At 64.3% G+C, this 18348-nt stretch carries 19 protein-coding genes; 10 read left to right on the top strand and 9 right to left on the bottom strand.

Annotation, left to right across the window (positions count from 1 at the left end):
* The first annotated feature begins 152 nt into the window (after nt 1-152).
* The 3 genes from LVJ94_48305 to LVJ94_48295 are packed head-to-tail and all read left to right on the top strand — an operon-like array spanning nt 153 to nt 3377.
* The gene (locus LVJ94_48305) at nt 153-1766 is read left to right on the top strand and encodes an OprO/OprP family phosphate-selective porin (protein WXB04685.1); all 1614 of its coding nucleotides are present in this window, start codon (nt 153-155) and stop codon (nt 1764-1766) included.
* A gap of 17 nt (nt 1767-1783) precedes the next feature.
* Complete coding sequence (locus LVJ94_48300) at nt 1784-2071, top strand: hypothetical protein (GenBank protein ID WXB04684.1); 288 nt, start codon at nt 1784-1786, stop codon at nt 2069-2071.
* Entirely contained in the window at nt 2061-3377 is a 1317-nt protein-coding gene (locus tag LVJ94_48295; protein ID WXB10818.1) for a dicarboxylate/amino acid:cation symporter, read from the top strand. The genes LVJ94_48300 and LVJ94_48295 overlap by 11 nt, the downstream gene beginning before the upstream one ends.
* 10 nt (nt 3378-3387) lie before the next feature.
* On the opposite strand, the gene LVJ94_48290 is transcribed toward LVJ94_48295, so the two are convergent.
* Nucleotides 3388-3747 (bottom strand): NIPSNAP family protein, encoded by a 360-nt coding sequence (locus tag LVJ94_48290; protein WXB04683.1) that lies wholly within the window; start codon nt 3745-3747, stop codon nt 3388-3390.
* A gap of 120 nt (nt 3748-3867) precedes the next feature.
* On the opposite strand from LVJ94_48290, the gene LVJ94_48285 reads away from it, so the two are divergent.
* Both LVJ94_48285 and LVJ94_48280 read left to right on the top strand, forming a co-directional pair.
* Entirely contained in the window at nt 3868-4269 is a 402-nt protein-coding gene (locus tag LVJ94_48285) for a glyoxalase/bleomycin resistance/extradiol dioxygenase family protein (protein ID WXB04682.1), read from the top strand.
* 25 nt (nt 4270-4294) lie between these two features.
* Nucleotides 4295-5386: a hypothetical protein gene (locus LVJ94_48280; protein ID WXB04681.1), complete on the top strand. Its 1092-nt coding sequence runs from the start codon at nt 4295-4297 to the stop codon at nt 5384-5386.
* A 282-nt stretch (nt 5387-5668) separates the two neighbouring features.
* Here the strand turns inward: LVJ94_48280 and LVJ94_48275 are convergent, their stop codons facing one another.
* Entirely contained in the window at nt 5669-5944 is a 276-nt protein-coding gene (locus LVJ94_48275; GenBank protein WXB04680.1) for a hypothetical protein, read from the bottom strand.
* 102 nt (nt 5945-6046) lie between these two features.
* Between LVJ94_48275 and LVJ94_48270 the strand changes: the two genes are divergently transcribed.
* On the top strand, nt 6047-6541 hold the full coding sequence (locus tag LVJ94_48270; protein WXB04679.1) for a macro domain-containing protein: 495 nt from the start codon (nt 6047-6049) through the stop codon (nt 6539-6541).
* 14 nt (nt 6542-6555) lie between these two features.
* Here LVJ94_48270 and LVJ94_48265 read toward each other — a convergent pair whose 3' ends face one another.
* The 3 genes from LVJ94_48265 to LVJ94_48255 form a co-directional block, all read right to left on the bottom strand.
* Nucleotides 6556-8493 carry a glycosyltransferase family 39 protein gene (locus LVJ94_48265; protein ID WXB04678.1) on the bottom strand — a complete coding sequence of 646 codons (1938 nt, stop codon included), beginning with the start codon at nt 8491-8493 and terminating at the stop codon, nt 6556-6558.
* A 147-nt stretch (nt 8494-8640) separates the two neighbouring features.
* Nucleotides 8641-8916, bottom strand: a complete 276-nt coding sequence (locus LVJ94_48260) for a hypothetical protein (GenBank protein ID WXB04677.1) — start codon at nt 8914-8916, stop codon at nt 8641-8643.
* Nucleotides 8917-9110: 194 nt separating this feature from the next.
* The gene (locus LVJ94_48255; GenBank protein ID WXB04676.1) at nt 9111-10634 is read right to left on the bottom strand and encodes an FAD-dependent oxidoreductase; all 1524 of its coding nucleotides are present in this window, start codon (nt 10632-10634) and stop codon (nt 9111-9113) included.
* Between the two features lie 93 nt (nt 10635-10727).
* Between LVJ94_48255 and LVJ94_48250 the strand changes: the two genes are divergently transcribed.
* Nucleotides 10728-11219, top strand: a complete 492-nt coding sequence (locus tag LVJ94_48250) for a MarR family transcriptional regulator (protein ID WXB04675.1) — start codon at nt 10728-10730, stop codon at nt 11217-11219.
* A 7-nt stretch (nt 11220-11226) separates the two neighbouring features.
* Here LVJ94_48250 and LVJ94_48245 read toward each other — a convergent pair whose 3' ends face one another.
* Entirely contained in the window at nt 11227-11616 is a 390-nt protein-coding gene (locus tag LVJ94_48245; GenBank protein WXB04674.1) for a DUF1801 domain-containing protein, read from the bottom strand.
* 167 nt (nt 11617-11783) lie between these two features.
* Here LVJ94_48245 and LVJ94_48240 point away from each other — a divergent pair, with 167 nt between their 5' ends.
* Both LVJ94_48240 and LVJ94_48235 read left to right on the top strand, forming a co-directional pair.
* Nucleotides 11784-12218, top strand: a complete 435-nt coding sequence (locus LVJ94_48240; protein WXB04673.1) for a hypothetical protein — start codon at nt 11784-11786, stop codon at nt 12216-12218.
* 25 nt (nt 12219-12243) lie between these two features.
* Complete coding sequence (locus tag LVJ94_48235) at nt 12244-13683, top strand: hypothetical protein (GenBank protein ID WXB04672.1); 1440 nt, start codon at nt 12244-12246, stop codon at nt 13681-13683.
* A gap of 92 nt (nt 13684-13775) precedes the next feature.
* Here LVJ94_48235 and LVJ94_48230 read toward each other — a convergent pair whose 3' ends face one another.
* Nucleotides 13776-14942 carry a 2-isopropylmalate synthase gene (locus LVJ94_48230; protein WXB04671.1) on the bottom strand — a complete coding sequence of 389 codons (1167 nt, stop codon included), beginning with the start codon at nt 14940-14942 and terminating at the stop codon, nt 13776-13778.
* A gap of 451 nt (nt 14943-15393) precedes the next feature.
* On the opposite strand from LVJ94_48230, the gene LVJ94_48225 reads away from it, so the two are divergent.
* Entirely contained in the window at nt 15394-16401 is a 1008-nt protein-coding gene (locus LVJ94_48225) for a ferritin-like domain-containing protein (protein ID WXB04670.1), read from the top strand.
* A gap of 24 nt (nt 16402-16425) precedes the next feature.
* Here the strand turns inward: LVJ94_48225 and LVJ94_48220 are convergent, their stop codons facing one another.
* Together LVJ94_48220 and LVJ94_48215 are read right to left on the bottom strand one after the other, a co-directional pair.
* Entirely contained in the window at nt 16426-17205 is a 780-nt protein-coding gene (locus LVJ94_48220; protein WXB04669.1) for a hypothetical protein, read from the bottom strand.
* Nucleotides 17206-17373: 168 nt separating this feature from the next.
* Nucleotides 17374-18255 carry a hypothetical protein gene (locus LVJ94_48215; GenBank protein ID WXB04668.1) on the bottom strand — a complete coding sequence of 294 codons (882 nt, stop codon included), beginning with the start codon at nt 18253-18255 and terminating at the stop codon, nt 17374-17376.
* Between the last annotated feature and the right edge of the window lie 93 nt (nt 18256-18348).

Below are 18348 nucleotides of genomic sequence, written 5' to 3'. Positions count from 1 at the left end.
ACGCCCGTGCGATCGGCGGATATTTGCCGAGGCACGCGGGCTCGAATCCCTGGAATCGAGCTGTCTGAGCGCATTTCGACACGCGCGCAAAACCGGCACGAAACATGCGATTCGCGGCCGCCGTGAAGCCAGCGCACCGCCTCGGGCTTGCGATGACTCTTCTCCTGCCGCTTTTCATGGCACGAGAGGCTGCTGCCCAATCCGAAACGAAGAAGGCAACGCCACCTGCCGATCATCCGCTCGCGGGTTATCGGGCGGGTGGATTCTTCCTCCGCGACGAGAAGGATCTCTTCATCCTTTATCCGTCGCTCGATTTGCAGATTGATCATTACAACTACTTCGGCCCCGGCGTCGGGGATACGAACCTCAAGTCGACATTTGCCTTTCGACGCACCCGTCTGACATTCGCCGGCGAGTTCCTCAAGGACTGGACCTTTCGCCTCGAGCTCGAGATGGGAAGGACGGCGCTCGACAATCTGAACGGCCGCGACGAAACGTCGGCCGCCGCGCCGGGTGCGGCACCGACGGCGACGAGCGGCCAATACGCGCCAGCGCAGACCGCGAGGGTGGTGGCCCAACTCGTCGGCGCATGGGTCGGCTACCGGGTCCATCCCGCCCTGAATTTCCGCGTCGGCCAGGCGCTCACGTCGTTCTCGATGGAGAACTCGACGCCACCTCGCTCCTTGCAATTCATGGAGAAGTCGCTGGCGACGCGTGTGCTCGGATCGCAGGTCGCCAATGGAGTCGACCTTCACGGCCTGCTCTGGGGCACCCTCGGTGAGGATATCGTGACATACACCGTCGCGTTCGTGAATGGCGCGGGACCGAACCGCCTGGACACCGATGGGCGCGGGGACTTGATGACCCGCGTCTATGTCCGGCCGCTCTCGACGGTGTCCGGCATCGGCGAGTTGAAGGGCCTCCACTTCGGCGGGAGCTTCTCGTACGGCTCGCGCGATCCGACGTGGACCCACTACGACTACAACGCGATGACCACCCAGGGCAACTATGCCTTCTGGAGACCGAACTATCGAAATTCGCTAATCGGTCGCAATGTTCACGTCGTGCCGGCGAACAATCAAATTGCTGCGGCCGGGGAGCTGCGCGTCCCATTCAGCATTTTCGACCTGATGGCCGAAGTGGTCTATGTCGACAATGGAACGCGCGAGGTCGTCGAGGGCTATCAGAGCCAAAATCCTGCCTATGGCCCCGGCACCTTGGGCTTCGGCCACATGCACGGATTCGGCTACTACCTCCATGGTGGCGTGTGGCTCTTCGGGCCGCGCACGGGCGGTCGCATCGGCGAGACGTTCAAGCCGGCGCGGCTCAATCTCTCGAAGCCCGACTCACCTCACGAGAGTTCGCTCCAGGCGATGGTTCGATGGGAGCAAGTGAGCCTTCGCTACGATGGATATTCCAAGACCTCCGCGGTGACGGCGACGGGCGCGCCCGCGTTCACCGGGGTCGGCCCGTACGACGGGGACATCAAGGTCAATGCGATCTCCGGCGGCCTGAACTACTGGGCCACGAGGCACATTCGCCTGACGGCGCAATGGACGACCTACCTATTCCCCGACTCCGCACCGCCAACGCCCACGCACCCCGGCGGCCCGGTGTGCGACGCCGTGGCCTGTGCCAATCGCGCGCAGGCGCCCGCGCAATCGCTGCCGGGGACGCCGAGCAACGTGCCGCAATCGCAGCTCGAAGCGCGCGACAATGGGCATTCCCTCCACGAGCTGCTGTTCCGTGCGCAGGTGACATTTTGATTCCGGAGAAACGCGCGATGCCCTCCTCGACGAAGAGACGACGGATCGTCGTATCGGTGCTCTCGGCCTTGCTGCCTTCGGGCCTGCTCGCGCTCGGGTGTACGGAGATGACCACGGCGAATCCGTTTCCACCCATCGAGGCCGGCGTGGACGCGACCGAGGCTGCGTCCGACGTGCGCGCGGCGGACGCGGTGAACGAGGCGGATGCCGTGACCGAGGTGGATGCGGGAAATGACGGAGATTCGGGAAATGACGGAGACGCCGGAGATGGTGGAGATGCCGGAGACGCGAACGATGGTCAGTGAAATCCAGCCCGTGAAAAAGCCGTTCTACAAGATCCTCTACGTCCAGGTGCTCTTCGCGATCGCGTGCGGCGTCGCGCTCGGGCACTTCCGCCCCGCGACGGGCATCGACCTGAAAGTCCTCGGCGACGGCTTCATCAAGCTGATCAAGATGATCATCGCGCCCGTGATCTTCTGCACGGTGGTCACCGGCATCGGCGGCATGCGCGACATGCGCAAAGTCGGGCGGGTCGGCGGCAAGGCGATCCTCTACTTCGAGATCGTCTCGACGGTCGCTCTCGGCATCGGCCTGGCCGTTTCGAACCTCCTCAAGCCCGGCGCCGGCTTCAACGTGTCGGTCGCAACGCTCGACACGAAGGAGATCGCCGAGTTTACCGCGAAAGCAAAAACGCAACACACGACGGACTTCATCATGAACATCATCCCCACCACGGTGGTCGATGCGTTCGCAAAGGGGGAAATCCTGCAGGTGCTGCTCTTTGCCATCCTCTTCGGGTTCTCGGTGAGCGCGCTGGGCGACCGCGGCAAGCCCATTCTCACGTTCATCGAGGACCTGTCGAAGGCGATCTTCGGGGTCGTGAACATCATCATGAAGGTCGCGCCCATCGGCGCATTCGGCGCGATGGCCTTCACCATTGGCAAGTACGGCGTCGCGTCGCTCCTCCCGATGGCGAAGTTGATGGGCTCGTTCTACCTCACGTGCATCCTGTTCGTGGTGGTCTTTCTCGGCATGATCGCGCGCCTCACCGGCTTCAGCATTTTGCGGTTCATTGCCTACATCAAAGAAGAGCTGCTCATCGTCCTGGGGACGAGTTCGTCGGAGAGCGCGCTGCCGCTCCTGATGGAGAAGCTCGAATCGCTCGGGTGTTCGAAGTCGGTCGTCGGTCTCGTCGTGCCGACGGGTTACTCGTTCAACTTGGACGGTACGAACATCTACATGACGATGGCGGCGCTCTTCATTGCGCAGGCAACCAATACGGAGCTGACCCTCGGCCAGCAGCTTACGATCCTCGGAGTGGCGATGCTGACGTCGAAGGGCGCCTCGGGCATCACCGGCGCGGGCTTCGTCACGCTCGCGTCGACACTCGCGGTCGTCCCCAGCATTCCGGTCGCCGGGATGGCGCTCATTCTCGGTATCGATCGGTTCATGAGCGAGGCGCGCGCGCTCACGAACATCATCGGAAACGGGGTCGCGACGGTGGTCGTCTCGCGATGGGAGAACGAGCTCGATTCCGAGAAGACGGCGGCGGCGTTGAGTCGTGGTTTCATGGTCACCGCCCCTGCACCGGCGAACACGCTGACTCCATGAAGCCGTCGACCTAGCGGATCAGCGCCTGAACGGCCGCGGAGGGCACCGTTATCACCGTCGTGTGGTAATTCTCGATCAGCGATAGCACCTCCGGGCGCGGTCCCTTGCGCCATTCGTCGCTGCCGTAGAAGGCGCCCTCCAGGGCCTCCCGCCGTTCGAGCGAGGGAAAGGCGCGCATCAGGAAGTACCCTTCGCCGGGCTCGTCCGCCTCGTTGATCAACGATGGTCCAAAATCGACGACCGTGATGCCGTACCGGCGCAACAAGGGCACGGCCTGCTCGCGGAAAATCTGGTGGAACCTCTCCCCGCGGCCCGAGCGCAGCCGGTAGGTGCGAATCTCCAATACGACCGTAGCCTCTTGCTCTGTCATCGTCGTGCTCCCTCGAGGGTCCCTCGGCTATAGGGTCTCGCCGTCCACGCGACAGCCCCTTGCGAACGGTGTAGCATCCTCGCCGCAATCCTGAGCCATGCCCTCTCGATGGAGACGACGATGACCCTTTCGAATTATCTCTTCTTCACGACGACTTGCGAAGAAGCGCTTCGCTTCTACGCCGAGTGCGGGTTTGGAAGCATTACCACCCTCGTTCGCCACGGGGACAACGGAATGCCCGTGCGCACGGAATCGATGCGCGGGAAAATCATGCACGCGCAATTCACCGGTCCAGGGGTCAGCTTCTTCGCATCGGACAACGACGACGCGGAGCCGATGCGGGGCTTTGCCATGATGTTCGTGTTGAACAACAGGGCCCGAACCAAGTTTCTGTTCGCAAGGCTTGCCGAAGGCGGCGTGATCACGACGCCGCTCGGCGTACAGCCCTGGGGTGACTACTATGGTAAGCTCACCGACAAATTCGGTGTCCAATGGATGCTGAATTGCACCACGGAGACATGAATTCGCTCGAACGGGGTTTGCACGCATGACGCTGTTTCCACCGCGTCCGCGTGGGATGAAGGGGCGTGCCAGGGAACTCGCCACGCTCGTGAAGATGGTCTCGGCGGCCGCGCCCACGCGCCTGGCCCTGGTCGGCCCCGGAGGGAGCGGAAAGTCGATGTTGGCGGCCGCCCTTGGGTATGGACTTTTGCATCGCTTTGCGCAGATTCATTGGTTTCGCACGGCGGCGTGGGACTTTCGCACCGTCGCGGAGATGTTGGCCTTGCGCTTCGGCACCCCTCGCGAGCGCGAGGCGTTGGTGCCCGGATTGCGTCGATGGTTGTCGCGCGAAGAGCACTTGATCGTCCTCGACAACCACGAGGACGACCGGGCCATGTCGCGCCTTCTCCAGGAGCTGGCGAACACACGCGCCACCTTCATCCTGACCGCGCGTCGCTGCCTCCTTTCCGGAGTGCTGGTCTATCCCGTGACGGCGCCGCTGGTGACCACCGGGCGAAATGCCTTCCCGCGCGTGGGCGCGCTGACACGTTTGCTCCGATGGAATCCACTGGCGCTCGACATCGCCAACGCCATCGTCGAGACGGGGGCGGCCAGCGTGGCCGAGCTCACCGCATACCTGACGAGCCATGGGGTGGGCGTGGTGGCCGTGATGGAGCACGAGGACGATCTGCCGGAGGTTGCGCTCCTCGTGGGGTGGGCGTGGCAGCATCTCGCCCCCGCCAGCCGGCGCGTCCTCGCGGTGCTCGCATCCGTCGAAGGCGATCACGTCGACAGGGACTCGCTGGCGCGCCTCGCCCGTCTTGGCGCATCCGAGGGTGAGGCCTGCGCACGGGCGCTCGCGGCACTCACCGCGTGGCACTTGGTGCAAGAGCCCTTCTCCGGTCGCTACACCCTTCACGCCGTCGTGCGCCACGCCGTGCGCAAGCGAGCCACCGTACCCCTGCGCCGGGTCTTCGAGCACTACGTCGCCATGTTGGAGCAACACCCCGAGCGCATCGATCTCGAACAGACGCACCTCTTCGCCGCCATGGATTTCGCGCACCGCGAGGGAGACCTGGCCGGCATGCTTCGCATCGAGGAGCTCCTTCTTCACCTCGAAGAGGGCCAGGGCACCTGACACCAACCTGGCACTCGTTCCGCGGCGCGATGGCGTTGGCGATGTCTATCGGTCACGGGGCAAGGGGTGCACGTTGAGGCAGATTTGTCACACGCGTCGGGCTGAAAACGCGCGCATTCGTGAGGCACCGCGCGCACGGACGCTGGCCCGCATCGTGCTTATGCGGCCCTCGGCGAACGAGCCCCGCGATCGCGCGGGGGTCGTTCGACCCGCCTCCAAAACTGCACCGAGTCGGTGCAAATTCGTCGAGGCGTAATCAGCAAAACCGGTATCGCGATAACGCTAATTCAGCAGCGACGATACTTTGGTCTTCAGGGCTTCGATCGTCGACGCATCGCCGCCCTCGTCCCACGGGGCATCTGCATTTGCGCGCGCGGCAGCCGCTTTATCCACGTACTGCTGGCGGCGCGCATCATTCGTCTCACGCTCCGCGGCCCTCTCCCACTGGCGGGCCGCATCGCGCCATGCATGCTCGTAGGCCGCGGAATCTTTTGCACTCTGCGCTTTTTGTTCCGCGGCCTCGGCCTTCGCGACATGCGGATTTCGTCCAAAACTCATACGGTGTACCTCCCCCCGAGGTATACCACTCGAGGTCCGCCCGCCGTCGGGGCCGTAAAGAAAAGTAAGGGGGATGGGGGCGCGCTCGTGTAGCGTGCGGCCGTGCCGACCACATTCTTGAAGGGTGACATCCTCCACGAGGCCTCCGAGGGGACGGGGCCGAGGGCTTTGGCCTTTGGCGCGGACTGCGACGGAACGATGGACACGGGCATCGCGGTCGCCGTTCGTCAGCGATGGCCGGCCTTCGCCGAGGCCTACCGGGCGCACTGCGCCGGCGGTAAGTTCCAGCTCGGTGATGTGTTTGCCTGGCGCCCTGAAGGAGAAAGCCATCTCATCGTCTATGCGATGGGCCTTCAGTCGGCGGGGGCCAAGCCGAAGATCTCCACCTTCGAACGCGCCGCACTCGCCGTCGTATCCCGCACCGAGGCCGATGGCGTGCAGAGGGTGCTCCTGCCCCGCATCGGCGCGGGCAAAAATGGACTGGACTGGGTTCGCGTCAAGCGGATCCTCACCGAGATCAGCCGTGGCAAGGCCGCGAATCTGGTGGTCTACGAGCAGTTCGTTCGCCAAGCACCGCCCACGCCCACCGACGGTTAGCCCGGCCTCGCCCGTCAGAAGGCGCGGACGCGCGTGTCGCGCTTGCCCTGGTCGATGAAGCGAATGGACTTCAACGTCACCCGCGCGTCCGTCTCGACGAGCAGTTCGTCGATGCCGGAATCGAAGGCGTTCTTCGGCACGGCCAAGTCCACCTCGGTCGTCTTCTCCACGTGGACCGATCCGAGGTCGTACCGGCGGAAGAAGCTTCCCGTGCGCAACGTGACGTTCGCGGGGCGGCCTTCGGCGACGAAGGAAAGATGGATGTGGGTCACCCACGGCCAATAAAGTGCGAAGAGACTCCGCATCCTGCGACCCGGCGTGATCCTGGCACCCTGGTCGGTCTTCTCGTACCCGTCCCCGAAATACGCCGCGGGTGGCGACGCGAAGGAAAGGGTGTCGGGCCCCATGGGCGCGAGCGAGCGGTATTGCTTCTGGAAGATCCCGTCGGTGGCAACGGTGTCGAAGACCGCGGGCGAAGCCCGGTATCGCAGCGCAAAAAGGATCGTGGCGGGCAATGTCCACGGATTTCCTATCGACGTGTAAATCGTATTCGTCGTTCCGCGAACGGCGGTCCCGTAAAGGTCAGGGGCGGGAACGGGGCGGTCGTAGGGGACCCCTGCGGTGGGAATGCCCCAGGTGACCAGTACCCATGGAAGCAACGCGACCGTGACGAGAGCTCCCGTGCTCCGCGTCCATTCACGGCGCTCCAGCCAGCGCAGGCACGGCGTCAGGAATGCCGCGGTCGAAAGAAGAAACGGCGCCGCGAGCGATGTTTGGACGCGTCCGCCCGTGGTCGCTGCCCCCGTCCACCCGAGCGCCGACGACGCAATGTAATGATGAAGGCACGTCACGAGGACGAGCCCCGCGAAGAGAAAGCGCGATTTCTTCGGGCGGACGAGGAGGGGCAAGCCGAGGACGGCGAACCACATGAGCGGCGTCCAATACAGAAGACCCGAACGGGCCCCGAACAGCAGGAGGAACGGGTGTGCGTGGGAGAGCTGCACGTAGAGCTTCCCTTGGGGAATGATGAACGGAAAACCGTACAGCTTGAAGTGCACCCAAAACTGCAAGGCCGCGACGCCGAGGAGCGCGCCGCCAAATGCCAGGGTGCGCGCAACGGTGCTCCGTAGCATGCGACGGACGCCACCACGCCGGGCGTGATCGGCCATTGCAGCGGCGAACGCGCACGCAAACAAGATCTCGACGGGGCGCATCAGGAAGGCGAAGCCGCAGGCCGCACCGGCGGCGGCTGCCCACCCAAGGGATGGTGTCTCCCAAAACCGCACGGTGAGAAAAATCGTGAGCGCGACGCCGAGGGCGCTCCACACATGCGAGTAATACCAGACGAACGACCCGTGGACATTGAGCGGCGACGCAAACCCGACCACCAGAACCGCGATGGCACACGTACCCTCATCGAAGAAGCGACGCGCAGCCCGGTAACCAAAGTAGACGACGAGCGTTACCGCAACGATGGAGAGGAGCCCCGTGTAGAAGATCAAAGGGCCGGTGCAGCCCGAATGCCACGACGCGGGTGCTCCCGCCGGTAGCCGAATGACATGTCGGACGATGAACAATACGGGCGCCAGCAGGACGGCGGGCCCGAAGTAAAACGGATTGGCAGGGCGCCCACCTCCTTCGTCGACCCCCATTCCCCATGGATCGCCACACGCGGCGTAATCGTTGCTGAAATCGAGGTCGCCGTCGAACGCCAGGGAGCGGACGAAGATCCAGGAATAGAAGCCATCGCCGTGCACCTGTCCGGCTACCTCGCTGGCGAAATAGCGCCATGCGTGGGCAACGAACACGATGAAGACCGCCAGGAGCCCGAACCGCTTGTCGTCTCGATAGGTCGCGAGAAGGCGTGGCAGGTGGCGTCCCCAGCGGCGCGGCGCCGAGCCAAATACCCGCATCACGATGGATACGAGGAACGGGTGAATGGACGTCGCCATCCCCATCGAGCAAAAAGTTCGACACTCATGGTGCACATGGATGCAGGCATCGGCCTGAGTCCATTTGAAAAAGCGAAGGGCCCAAAATTCCGGCGCGCCCCCCAACCTTCGCGGTTGGGGGGCCGTCACGCCAAGCGCGCCGTTCCGTCAGCAGGCTTCGCAGCAGAAACGAAAGCCTTCTGCGCTGGTGGTGACGTAGCGATTCGGGTGGGCTTCACTTTGCGACGTGAGGTAGTCGGGGTCGCCGGGGCAGGGTATGCGGCAGCAGCCCAATGGTACCTGGGGCTCGCCCGCTGCACCGTTGGGGGTAGCCCCCTCGAGCTCGGAACCTTGATTGGCCGGGCTAGGATCGCCCTGGTCTTGCATCGCGCAGCCGACAACCAGCAAGCATGCGAAAGAGAGAATTCCCAAGATCTTCTTCATGGCAACCTCCATGCGAAATCGACCCGCCGGGCTCTGGTCGCACGATTGCGAAACGCGGAGCGAATCAGGCGATTCGATTTCGTTGTTCGAAGGTTCTTCGACCGGTTGTCCGCACCGGTTCGCGGCGTATCGCCACTATTTGCGGATCAGCCAATAAAAATGGGCGACGCCCAGACTCATTTGCGGCGAAACATTCATAAACAATTGTGCGAACGAACGACGCAATTCGGTCGATATGGAAGGTGGCAACCGACCTGCGCAAGGTACGTTTCGAGCGTGGCCATGCTCCGTCGATGCAAAACGGCGCCCACGTATCCATCGGGCCGGACCAACACGCCGTACCCCGGCGCGAGACCGTAGGCTGCGCGAACGTGCTCCCCTTCGTCCACGAATTCGGCCGACGTCCCGCGCGGTGCGATCGTGTGGACGCGGAGGCCTGGGCGGGGCGGAATCCAGGACTCTCGCTCGTTGCCATAGGTCAGCAACGTCCAATGTGGTCCGCGGAATAGATCGAAGAGACGCCTCGAGGCCCCCGCCGCACTGCGAATGGGCGCGTCCGGCGCGCGCGCTCCGGGGCGAATGGCCTCGTGCGGCTCGTCGGTGCGCAGCGCCAACGAGGACTCGGGGTAGCCCAGGTCGAGTTGCTGCACCTCGCGACCGCGATGCATGGAGCCCCGCTTGGCGGCCTCGAGAAGCGCGCTCGAGAGCCCCAACACCTGCGCCGCGATGGGCCGTCGCTCCTCCTCGTAGGTCGCGAGCAACGTCGTCGGTGCACCGTCGACGACGGCCGCAAGCTTCCAACCAAGGTTGTACGCATCCTGAACGCTCGTATTGAGACCTTGACCTCCCGTGGGCGGGTGGACGTGCGCCGCGTCGCCCACCAGGAGCACCCGGCCATCCTGATAGCGATCGGCGAGCCGCGCATTCATCGTGAAAACGGACGCCCAGCTCACCGAGCGGATCACGACGTCCTGCCGACCCGTGCGTGCCAGGAAGATGGCCGTGAGGCCTTCGGCGGACAGGTCCACGTCCCCCTCGAGCGCCACGGGGGCCTGAAGCTGAAACATGTCGGTTCCGGCCAGCGGGCACGCCGCGATCTGCGTATCGAGCCGTGCGTCGTTGAATCGATGCCACACATCGCGGTCCAGGCCTTCGACGTGGACATCGGCCACGAGCGCGCGAACTCCAAGGGTCTTGCCGGGGAATTCGACGCCGAGGGCGTGGCGAACGAAGCTCCGTCCGCCGTCCGCCCCCACGAGGTAGCGGCATCGAATCGTCTCTTCCTTGCCGGCGTGCGCGACCACGGCGTTCACCCCCTCGGTATCCTGCTGGAACGCTCGGAGCTCGTGACCGAATTCGGGCGAGCCGCCCCATTCGGCGAGCCGCTCACGCATCACGGCTTCCGTCGCGAACTGAGGAACCATCAAGGGCTGTCGATACGGTTCGGCGGCCGTCGGCGGCGAGGCGGGGCCGAGCGGAACGTCGGCGTAGCTTCCATCGTCGCGATACAGACGCTGGGGCGGGTACATGCCGCCCCGTGCGGCGATTCGATCGAGGATTTCCAAGTCTTCGAACACCTCGAGGCTGCGAGGTTGAAGGCCTTTCCCGCGTGCACCTCGAAAGGGCTCGTCCAGCTTCTCGATCAATCGGAACGAGACCCGGCGACGCGCCAGTTCGATGGCCAGCGTCAATCCCGCTGCACCGGCACCGACAATCACGACGTCAACGGGCGAATGGTACGTCTCACATACTGTTTGCATCACAAACAAACGATGGTTTGCGACACAAACAAAGTCAAGTACCATGGGCCCATGAAGGCGGATGACGCAGGACGATCGCGTGGCCGGCACGACTTGGGCTTGTTGGATGGCTTGGTGCAGCTCTCCTTCGCGGTGCATGCCGCGCTCGGGCGGGTCGCCGAGCGGCACGAGCTATCGCTCATCCAGGTGCGCCTGTTGGGGATCCTGCGCGACCGGGAGCCTGGCATGCAGGAGCTCGCCACCTATCTGAACCTCGACAAGTCCAGCATCACGGGGCTCGTGACCCGCGCGGAGGGTCGCGGGCTCGTTCGACGGTTCACCACGCCGGAGGACCGGCGCGCGGTGAATGTCACCCTGACCCCGAAAGGGCGGGAGCTCGCGCAGGTCTTTGCCAAGCAACTCGAACTGGAGCTCGCCGTCCTCGTACAGGACTTGAGTGAGGCGGATCGACGGCGCCTGTCCACCCTTGCAAGCCGCGTCGTCCTCGACGACCTGCACCGTCGTTACCCCGACGGGGTGCTCCCGCCGCGAACGCCGTCGTAGCCGCTTTTCACTCCTCGTGTCGTTCGGCAGGGTTGCCGAGTCGCGCGTTCAGCGCCACCGCTTCCCGAACCAACTCCGGCACCCGCTTGAAGTCGATCTTCGTGTCCTCGCGGATGTCGAAGGTGGCCAGCTCGTATTTGCCACCCGGCTTCAAGCGCGGCTCGATGTCACGCAGGCGTTTGCCGCGCCAGAATCCGAACAACACGCGCGCCTCCTCGGCGCGGATCAACAGCAGCGGACCGTTCGAGAAGCAAACGATGTGTCCCCACTTGATGCGCTCATCGAGCCCCGCGACCGAATGCACCGCAGTGCGCAGACGCACGACCCGATCGCGACGCCAGCCCGATAGCGCCGCCACGTAAGCATCGGGATTCGCAGCCGGGACGACTTTCTTCATGGGCGACATGCGCAGTAGTCTACCGCAACGCAACGGGTACACGACAACCCAACAGCGGGCACGCGAGAACCCAAGCGGCGAATTCGAAAATTGGAATCGCATTTCAATTTAGCAAAGGGCATGTGACGCTCGAGGAAGGATTTCGCGAGCACCGCGTACGAACCCGCATGAGATTGTCTCGACTCGTGTGCCTGGCATCCTCGGCCCTCGTACTCGTCGCGTGCAGCAAGCCATCGGATGCTCCCAAAGAAAGTGCCTCGGCGGCCCCCGTCGTGTCGGCGAAAGCCGCGCCCACCGCGCCGGCGGCGGCGCCTTCGGCAAACGCGGGGGGCACGGTCTATTCGTGCAACCAGCCGAACGAAGGAATGTGTGCGGAATGGAAAGGTCTTTCGTCCGGGGAGGCCGCCGAAGCGAAAGGCAGTTGCAACGACCCGGGCGCCGTATTTTCGACGAAGCCGTGTGGAACGAAGGGTGTGCTGGCAACGTGCGAGCATCCCGGAGAACACGTGACGCTCTTCCTCTCGAAGAATGAAGTCGTCAAGTCCGTAAAGGACGCCAAAGCCATGTGCGACGACGGAAAGTTCACCGCACTCGTGCCCTGAGCGGGGACGTCTGGTATCGTCGTTCATGCTCTCTCGCTGCGCACGCCGCGTGCTCGTGGCCATGTCGCTCGTTCCAGTGGCCCTCGGAGGGTGCGACGACGACGCGAACGTCGACCGCCGTATCCCCGATGGGGGCCCCCTCGATGCAAGCCCGGACGCATGGCCCGACGCGCATCCCGACGCGCGGTCCGACGCCGATCCCGATGCGTCGACGGTGAGCCAACTCGACCGCGAGCGCGATCCGGTCGTCTTCACGGGTGCGGAGGCGGCGCCGCTTCTCGGCAAGCGTCCCGCTTCGCTCGTGGCCTTTGCCTATGGCGCAGAGGGCTGGCGGCAAATCCCGCTGCAAGTGGACGAGCGCGTTCAAGCCGATCTGGGGAAAATCTCGGGCAACTCGAACGCGAACGGCGTCACCGTCAACGTGTACGCGGATCCCGCCACGAGCGTTGGCGCGGATGTCGACCTCGATGTGGACGCCGACGACGAGATCGTGCTCATGGCCTCCGACACGGGGGCTCGCGCCATGGTCACTCAACCCCCTGCAGGGACGGTCGACGGATCGGGCGTCGAGGTCACCGTCCGGGACGCGCTGAACGAGGCACGCACGAGGTACGCTTACCTCTTCGTCCATGACGGTTCACTCGATTCCGCCGCGGGCAAAAAATACGCGACCTACGCCTTCGCGCGCGACAGTTCCACCGTCACGACCGAGGTCTATGCCCAGCATTTCCTCGGGCGCTGGATCTCCGATGAACTCCGGATCAAAGCCGGCACCGGCGTCGACATTCTCGATCGGAACAAGACGTATTTTGCACCGGGACAAGGGTGCGGCGAGAACGAAGAATCGTTCAACTCCTGCGGGGGTCCTTTTCTCGCCAACAAGGATGGCGCCGTCCGCGCCATTCGTGCGTACATGGGCGCGTGCAGTGGGGCGCATACGGAGAGAGATCACGTCTTTTACGCGGCACGCGCAGACATTCGCACCATTCTGCGCGTGCACGCGATTCCCAGCATCATCGACGCGATCGGATATTCGCCGGATGCCAAAGGCATGATGTATTTCAGCAACCGGCTCCCATCGGGCGACGCCATCGATGGGATTCCCGCCGCATCCGCGCCGCAGGGCAAGCCTGAATGGGAACTCGTCACCGGTCCCCAAGGGTCGGTCTCGTGGAGCCTGGCGATCGATACGGACCTCCCGAATCCCGTCGAGAGCTACTACGACGACAACGCTTCGCACAACGAGTGCACCGGAAGCGGGCACGCGTACGGATTGAGCGGCACCTATGTCTCGCAGCAGCTTCCCTGTACGGATCCCGTGACGTGCAAGTCTTCGGCACGTCGGTTGTCCGGCACGCGCATCGCCTACTTCGGTGCGCCGGGATGGACGGCGTCCGATGCCGCGAAGCTCGACGCACTCGCGAAAAGACCACTGACCGCAACGTGCGCGAGTATCACCTTTTGATCGCGTGGACCACATCGATGAAACGCGTGCAACGCGGCGGAGAATACGGCGCCCTTGGCTTGGAGGCCTTCCTCGAGCCCAAGACCATCGTGTCAGCTTGAAGCGGAGGCGCCGTGGAGGCAAATAGCCCGTACCTCGGCGTCTTCGACCACGCGCTGTCGATCGGCGAGCGCTTGAAAGCGGGCAAAGGTCTCTTCTTCCTTGCTCGCGGTGACCTCGATGCCGAGCGCACGCACACGCGCCAAGAATCCGGCGCGCCCCGACAATTTCCCGAGCACGATCTCCGTTCCACGCGTATTGCCGACCATCTTCGGATCAATCCATTCGAATGTCTCACGCTTCTTGATCACCCCATTTTGGTGAATTCCGGATGCGTGGCGAAACGCGTTCCTGCCCACCAGCGCTTTGTTCGGCGCCACCGGCATGCCGCTCCGATCGGCCACGAGTTGCGAGAGCGCCGAGATCTTCGTGGTGTCGACGTCCACGCGCACCCCCAGCGATGGCCCGTGGAGCGCCAGCGCGACGACCACCTCTTCGAGCGCCGTATTGCCCGCGCGCTCCCCAATACCGTTTACGGTCAGCTCCACCTGGCGCGCCCCGGCTCGGATCGCCTCGAGGGTGTTCGCCGTCGAGAGGCCCAGATCGTCCTGGCCGTGAAAACTCATGCACACGGCGTCGAGCTCGGGAACGCGCGCGCGCAAGTCGACCATCATCGCGTGGAGCTGGTGAGGCAGGATGTAGCCGACGGTGTCGGGAAGGTTGATGGTCCTGGCGCCGGCCGCAATCGCGGCCCGGACGATCTCCGCGAGAAAGTCCGGATCGGCGCGCGTGGCGTCCATCGCGGAGAACTCGACGTCGGCCACGTGCGTTCGCGCGCGGCGAATCATGGCCTCGGCGAGCGCCTTCACGTCGTCCCGCTTCTTGCGCAATTGATGTTCGAGCTGCATGTCGCTCGCGTTCAAGAAGATGTGGATGCGCGGCGATGCAGCCCCCTTCAAGGCCTCGCCCGCCGCATCGACGTCTTCGGCCACCGCGCGTGAAAGCGCGCAAATGGCGGCTCCACGTACCTCTTTGGCCACCGCCTTCACATTGGCGAATTCGGCGGCGCTCGCCGCGGGGAAGCCCGCTTCGATCACGTCGATGCGCATGGCCTCGAGCGCGCGCGCAATCTCGAGCTTGTCGGACAGCGTAAAATTGACGCCGGCGGACTGCTCGCCGTCGCGCAATGTCGTATCCAGAATCACAATCTTGTCGTTCATTTCGGGCTCCGTGGGTTCGAGAGCCGGAAAAGCCGAAAGAGCGACGGAGGCGTGTCCTCCTGAATGCGAAATCCCTCTTCCAGCCGCTCCGGCGGAAGAGGTCGTCGACTCGCTGTTTCTTACCGCCGAGTGACGCTCTCTCCCGCCTCGCGAAGAAGCGCGAGCGAGAGAAGGGTCTCGGGAAGAAGGACGAGCGTGGACATCGCGATACGGGAGACCTTGAACCATGTCACTGCGATCGTCAAGGCCCTGCGGCACAGGATGGCCCAACGGCGCGCCGTGGTGGGGGAATGAGGTCGCGCACGAATCACACGATTCATCGATGGCGTGGAGCGTGCACGATACGCGTGGCATGCGTGAACTCATTCGATTGAGGCGGCAGATTTTTGCAGCGATATCGTCAGGTAGTTTGCTGGCGAGCATGAGCGGGTTCTCGGGTTGCGGTGACGCAGTGGACCTCCGACAGCAAGAGCCGCCGCCGCAGACGGAGAGCGCCTGCTCCGCCACCGTTCGCTCGCGCGTCCCGCACAAAGAATGCATCGGGGAACAATCCGTCCACGCGCGCGCCGATGCCGGCGTCATGGCGAATGGTTGCCCGGCGATCGACGCCGTGCAAGATGGCTGCTGCAACCCCGCCGTCGAATTCGCGGAGATCAGCTCCGACCGCTGTTGCTACTGGTTCTGTACGGGATCGTGCTGCGGCCGCCCGTTCGTCGTCGACGGCCGCGAACGGGTCGCGACCACCGAAGAACGCCGCGATTGGCAAAAAGGACGCGCGGTGCGCAGCGTGGCCAGCACACTCGATGCCGCGACGCGGGGCGCGCTCGCCGACGCATGGGCACGCGATGCGCTCATGGAGCATGCATCCATTGCCTCCTTTGCGCGATTTACCCTGCAGCTGCTCGCGGTGGGCGCGCCCGCTCCGTTCCTGCAAGCGGCCCAGCGCTCCGCGCTCGACGAAGTGAACCACGCGCGCGCCTGCTTCGCACTGGCCTCGCGGTTCGCCGGGCGTGCCATCGGCCCTGGTCCCTTGCCGATGAACCACGCCGTGGACGACATCACCCTGGAACGTGCCGCCGCAAGCGCCGCCGTCGAAGGGTGCATCGGCGAAACCACGGCCGCCATCGTCGCCCAGGCGCGGCTCCGTGAGGCGCGCGACCTCGAGGTGCGCGCGGTGCTGGAAACCATCGTGCGCGATGAGACGGCGCACGCGCTATTGGCTTGGCGATTCGTGACGTGGGCCATTTCCGTCGGCGGGGAAAGCACCCGAAAGGCCGTTGCCGCCGCCATCCAGAGTGCACTCGCATCCCACGACGCGTGCGCTCGGCCATCCTCGAACGACGCGGCCCCCTTGCGCGAGTACGGCCACATTTCCGCCTCCGAAACGGGCGCGCTCGCCGAATGCGCACGCCGCGACATCCTCGCACCCGCATTTGCTGCGCTTCTACGTCGAGCCTAGGCGAAATTCGGGAGGATTCCGCCTTCAGCTTTTGCGTGCCGTATTCGGAGCAAAAGGTTCGGGAAGTACGGAATCGAAGCCAATGGCATCCGGCATACGACTCTCGATGCACGCGAGCGCGGTCTCGGCGGTGTAATTGCCCGATACGAGGATCGGGTCGGAAAAGGCCGCGCGAAAACGCCTGGCCGCGATTCGATCGGGAATCGGGCATACGATGTGCGTATACGCGATCTCTTGATCGCTCAATGCAGAGAGAACGGCCGTAAACAATTCCGAGGGGTCGTTGATGTCGGACCCGTAGGGCGACAATCGAACCCCGATGCGCGTGGTGCCCCACACGTTGGCCAAGGCCTCGATGACCTCGGCGAGAAAATGAATGCGGTTGTCGATGCTGCCGCCATAACGATCGGTGCGATGGTTCACGCCCTCGCGAAGAAATTGTTCCGGCAAACTGCCGCTCGTCGCGTCGAGTTCGATACCGTCGAAACCTGCGGACAGGGCCTTGTTCGCCGAAGCCGCATAATCGGCCATGGCGGAGTCGATGCCGGCGCCATCGACCGTCGCCGTGAACGACGGGTTTGCACCACCCGGGTGGACGAGACGCAACACGATGAGGCCGCCCCGCTCATGGACGGTGTCGGTGGTCCGCCGCCATGTTTCGATGGCGTCGCCGGTCGCGACGGGCTCACTGACGACGAGCCCGCCCAAACTGCTCACGGCGGCATAATCGCGTGGCGAGAGCACCACCACCCGATGTGCGAGCTGGAGATCGCCCATATTCAAGCCGGAAAATAGCTTCGACATGGCCAGGAGTTCCTGAGCAACATCATGGGACACGGGTCGGCGTTTGCCCGTTAATGCGCCTAAATTTTGCGTTTACCGGACGTTACGGAACCCAACCTGTCACTTTTACTTCCTGTAAGCCCGCGTGGCCCGCACCATACACATAGGGTCAGACACACGCCGTCGTGGTCAGTGACGGCGGGGCTCGTAGTAGCGATCGGCGCGGCGGAGAATCGTCCGGGCCATCCCCACGGAGCCCGATGTGAGGGCTTCTCGCTCGTACGCCGCGAGGTTCGACCATTCTTCGCGCAGGAAATCGATATCGGACATGGCTTCCCGGTGACGGAGCTCGGGCTCCTCCGCGGCCAGCGCCGCGAGCCATGTCAGGCATCGGGTCTCGAGCGTCTCCGGATCGAGGGCTTCCACGGCATCGAGGGCGGCGGGGATGTCCTTCCGCGGATCCCCCGTCGGGTCGCTGGGCAGCCACAAGGCCATCAGCCCCGCATGGCGCTCGTTCATGAGCTCCTCCAGGGAAACGGCGGCCGGCGGCTCGCCAAACGAGATCACGGGGGGAAGAGGCGCAACACCGATGTAGCGAAACTCCGCCAGCGCGTCCCAGTGCCGTAGCACCACGGGCATGCAAGCTCGCAGCGTGCGGAGATGGTACCGGGATGCACGGTCCCCCAGCGTGAGCGCCATGGCGCCCCAACATGTGTCGCTCACGGCAAGGTCGAACGCTTCTTCGACCTGCTCCCGCTCCGGCCGTTCCAATGCCTCCTGGATGGCAAGTCGAAGACCGTGCACGAGGTAAAGCCGATACGCTGGGTAGCTGGATGCCAGCAGATCCACCGCATCGTCGACGACCATCGGGGATCCCGGAGGGGCGGCGAGCAACTCGTTTTCGGTAAGGATCTCGCGCGAGTCACGCGAACGGAGCGGATCGACGAAGCTCCCGGTCCGGGCGTAGCGATTGGCGAGAAGCAGGGTCGTCTCGCCGAGGAGGCGCGATGCCCGGCGATCGGGGCGCCACATGAACGCGGGGAACTGGAGGTGGCTGTCCTGCCGGCGCACGGTACTGTAGCAAGGCTACATCGAATTTCGCCGATCGCCACCGGGCTTCGCGCGGTGTCTACCGAGATCCATTCCTTCCCAGAGGCGCCGATC

The sequence above is a fragment of the Sorangiineae bacterium MSr11367 genome, assembly GCA_037157805.1.
In the GTDB taxonomy this organism is placed as follows: domain Bacteria; phylum Myxococcota_A; class Polyangia; order Polyangiales; family Polyangiaceae; genus Pendulispora; species Pendulispora rubella.
This window is presented reverse-complemented; position numbering and strand designations above follow the sequence as displayed.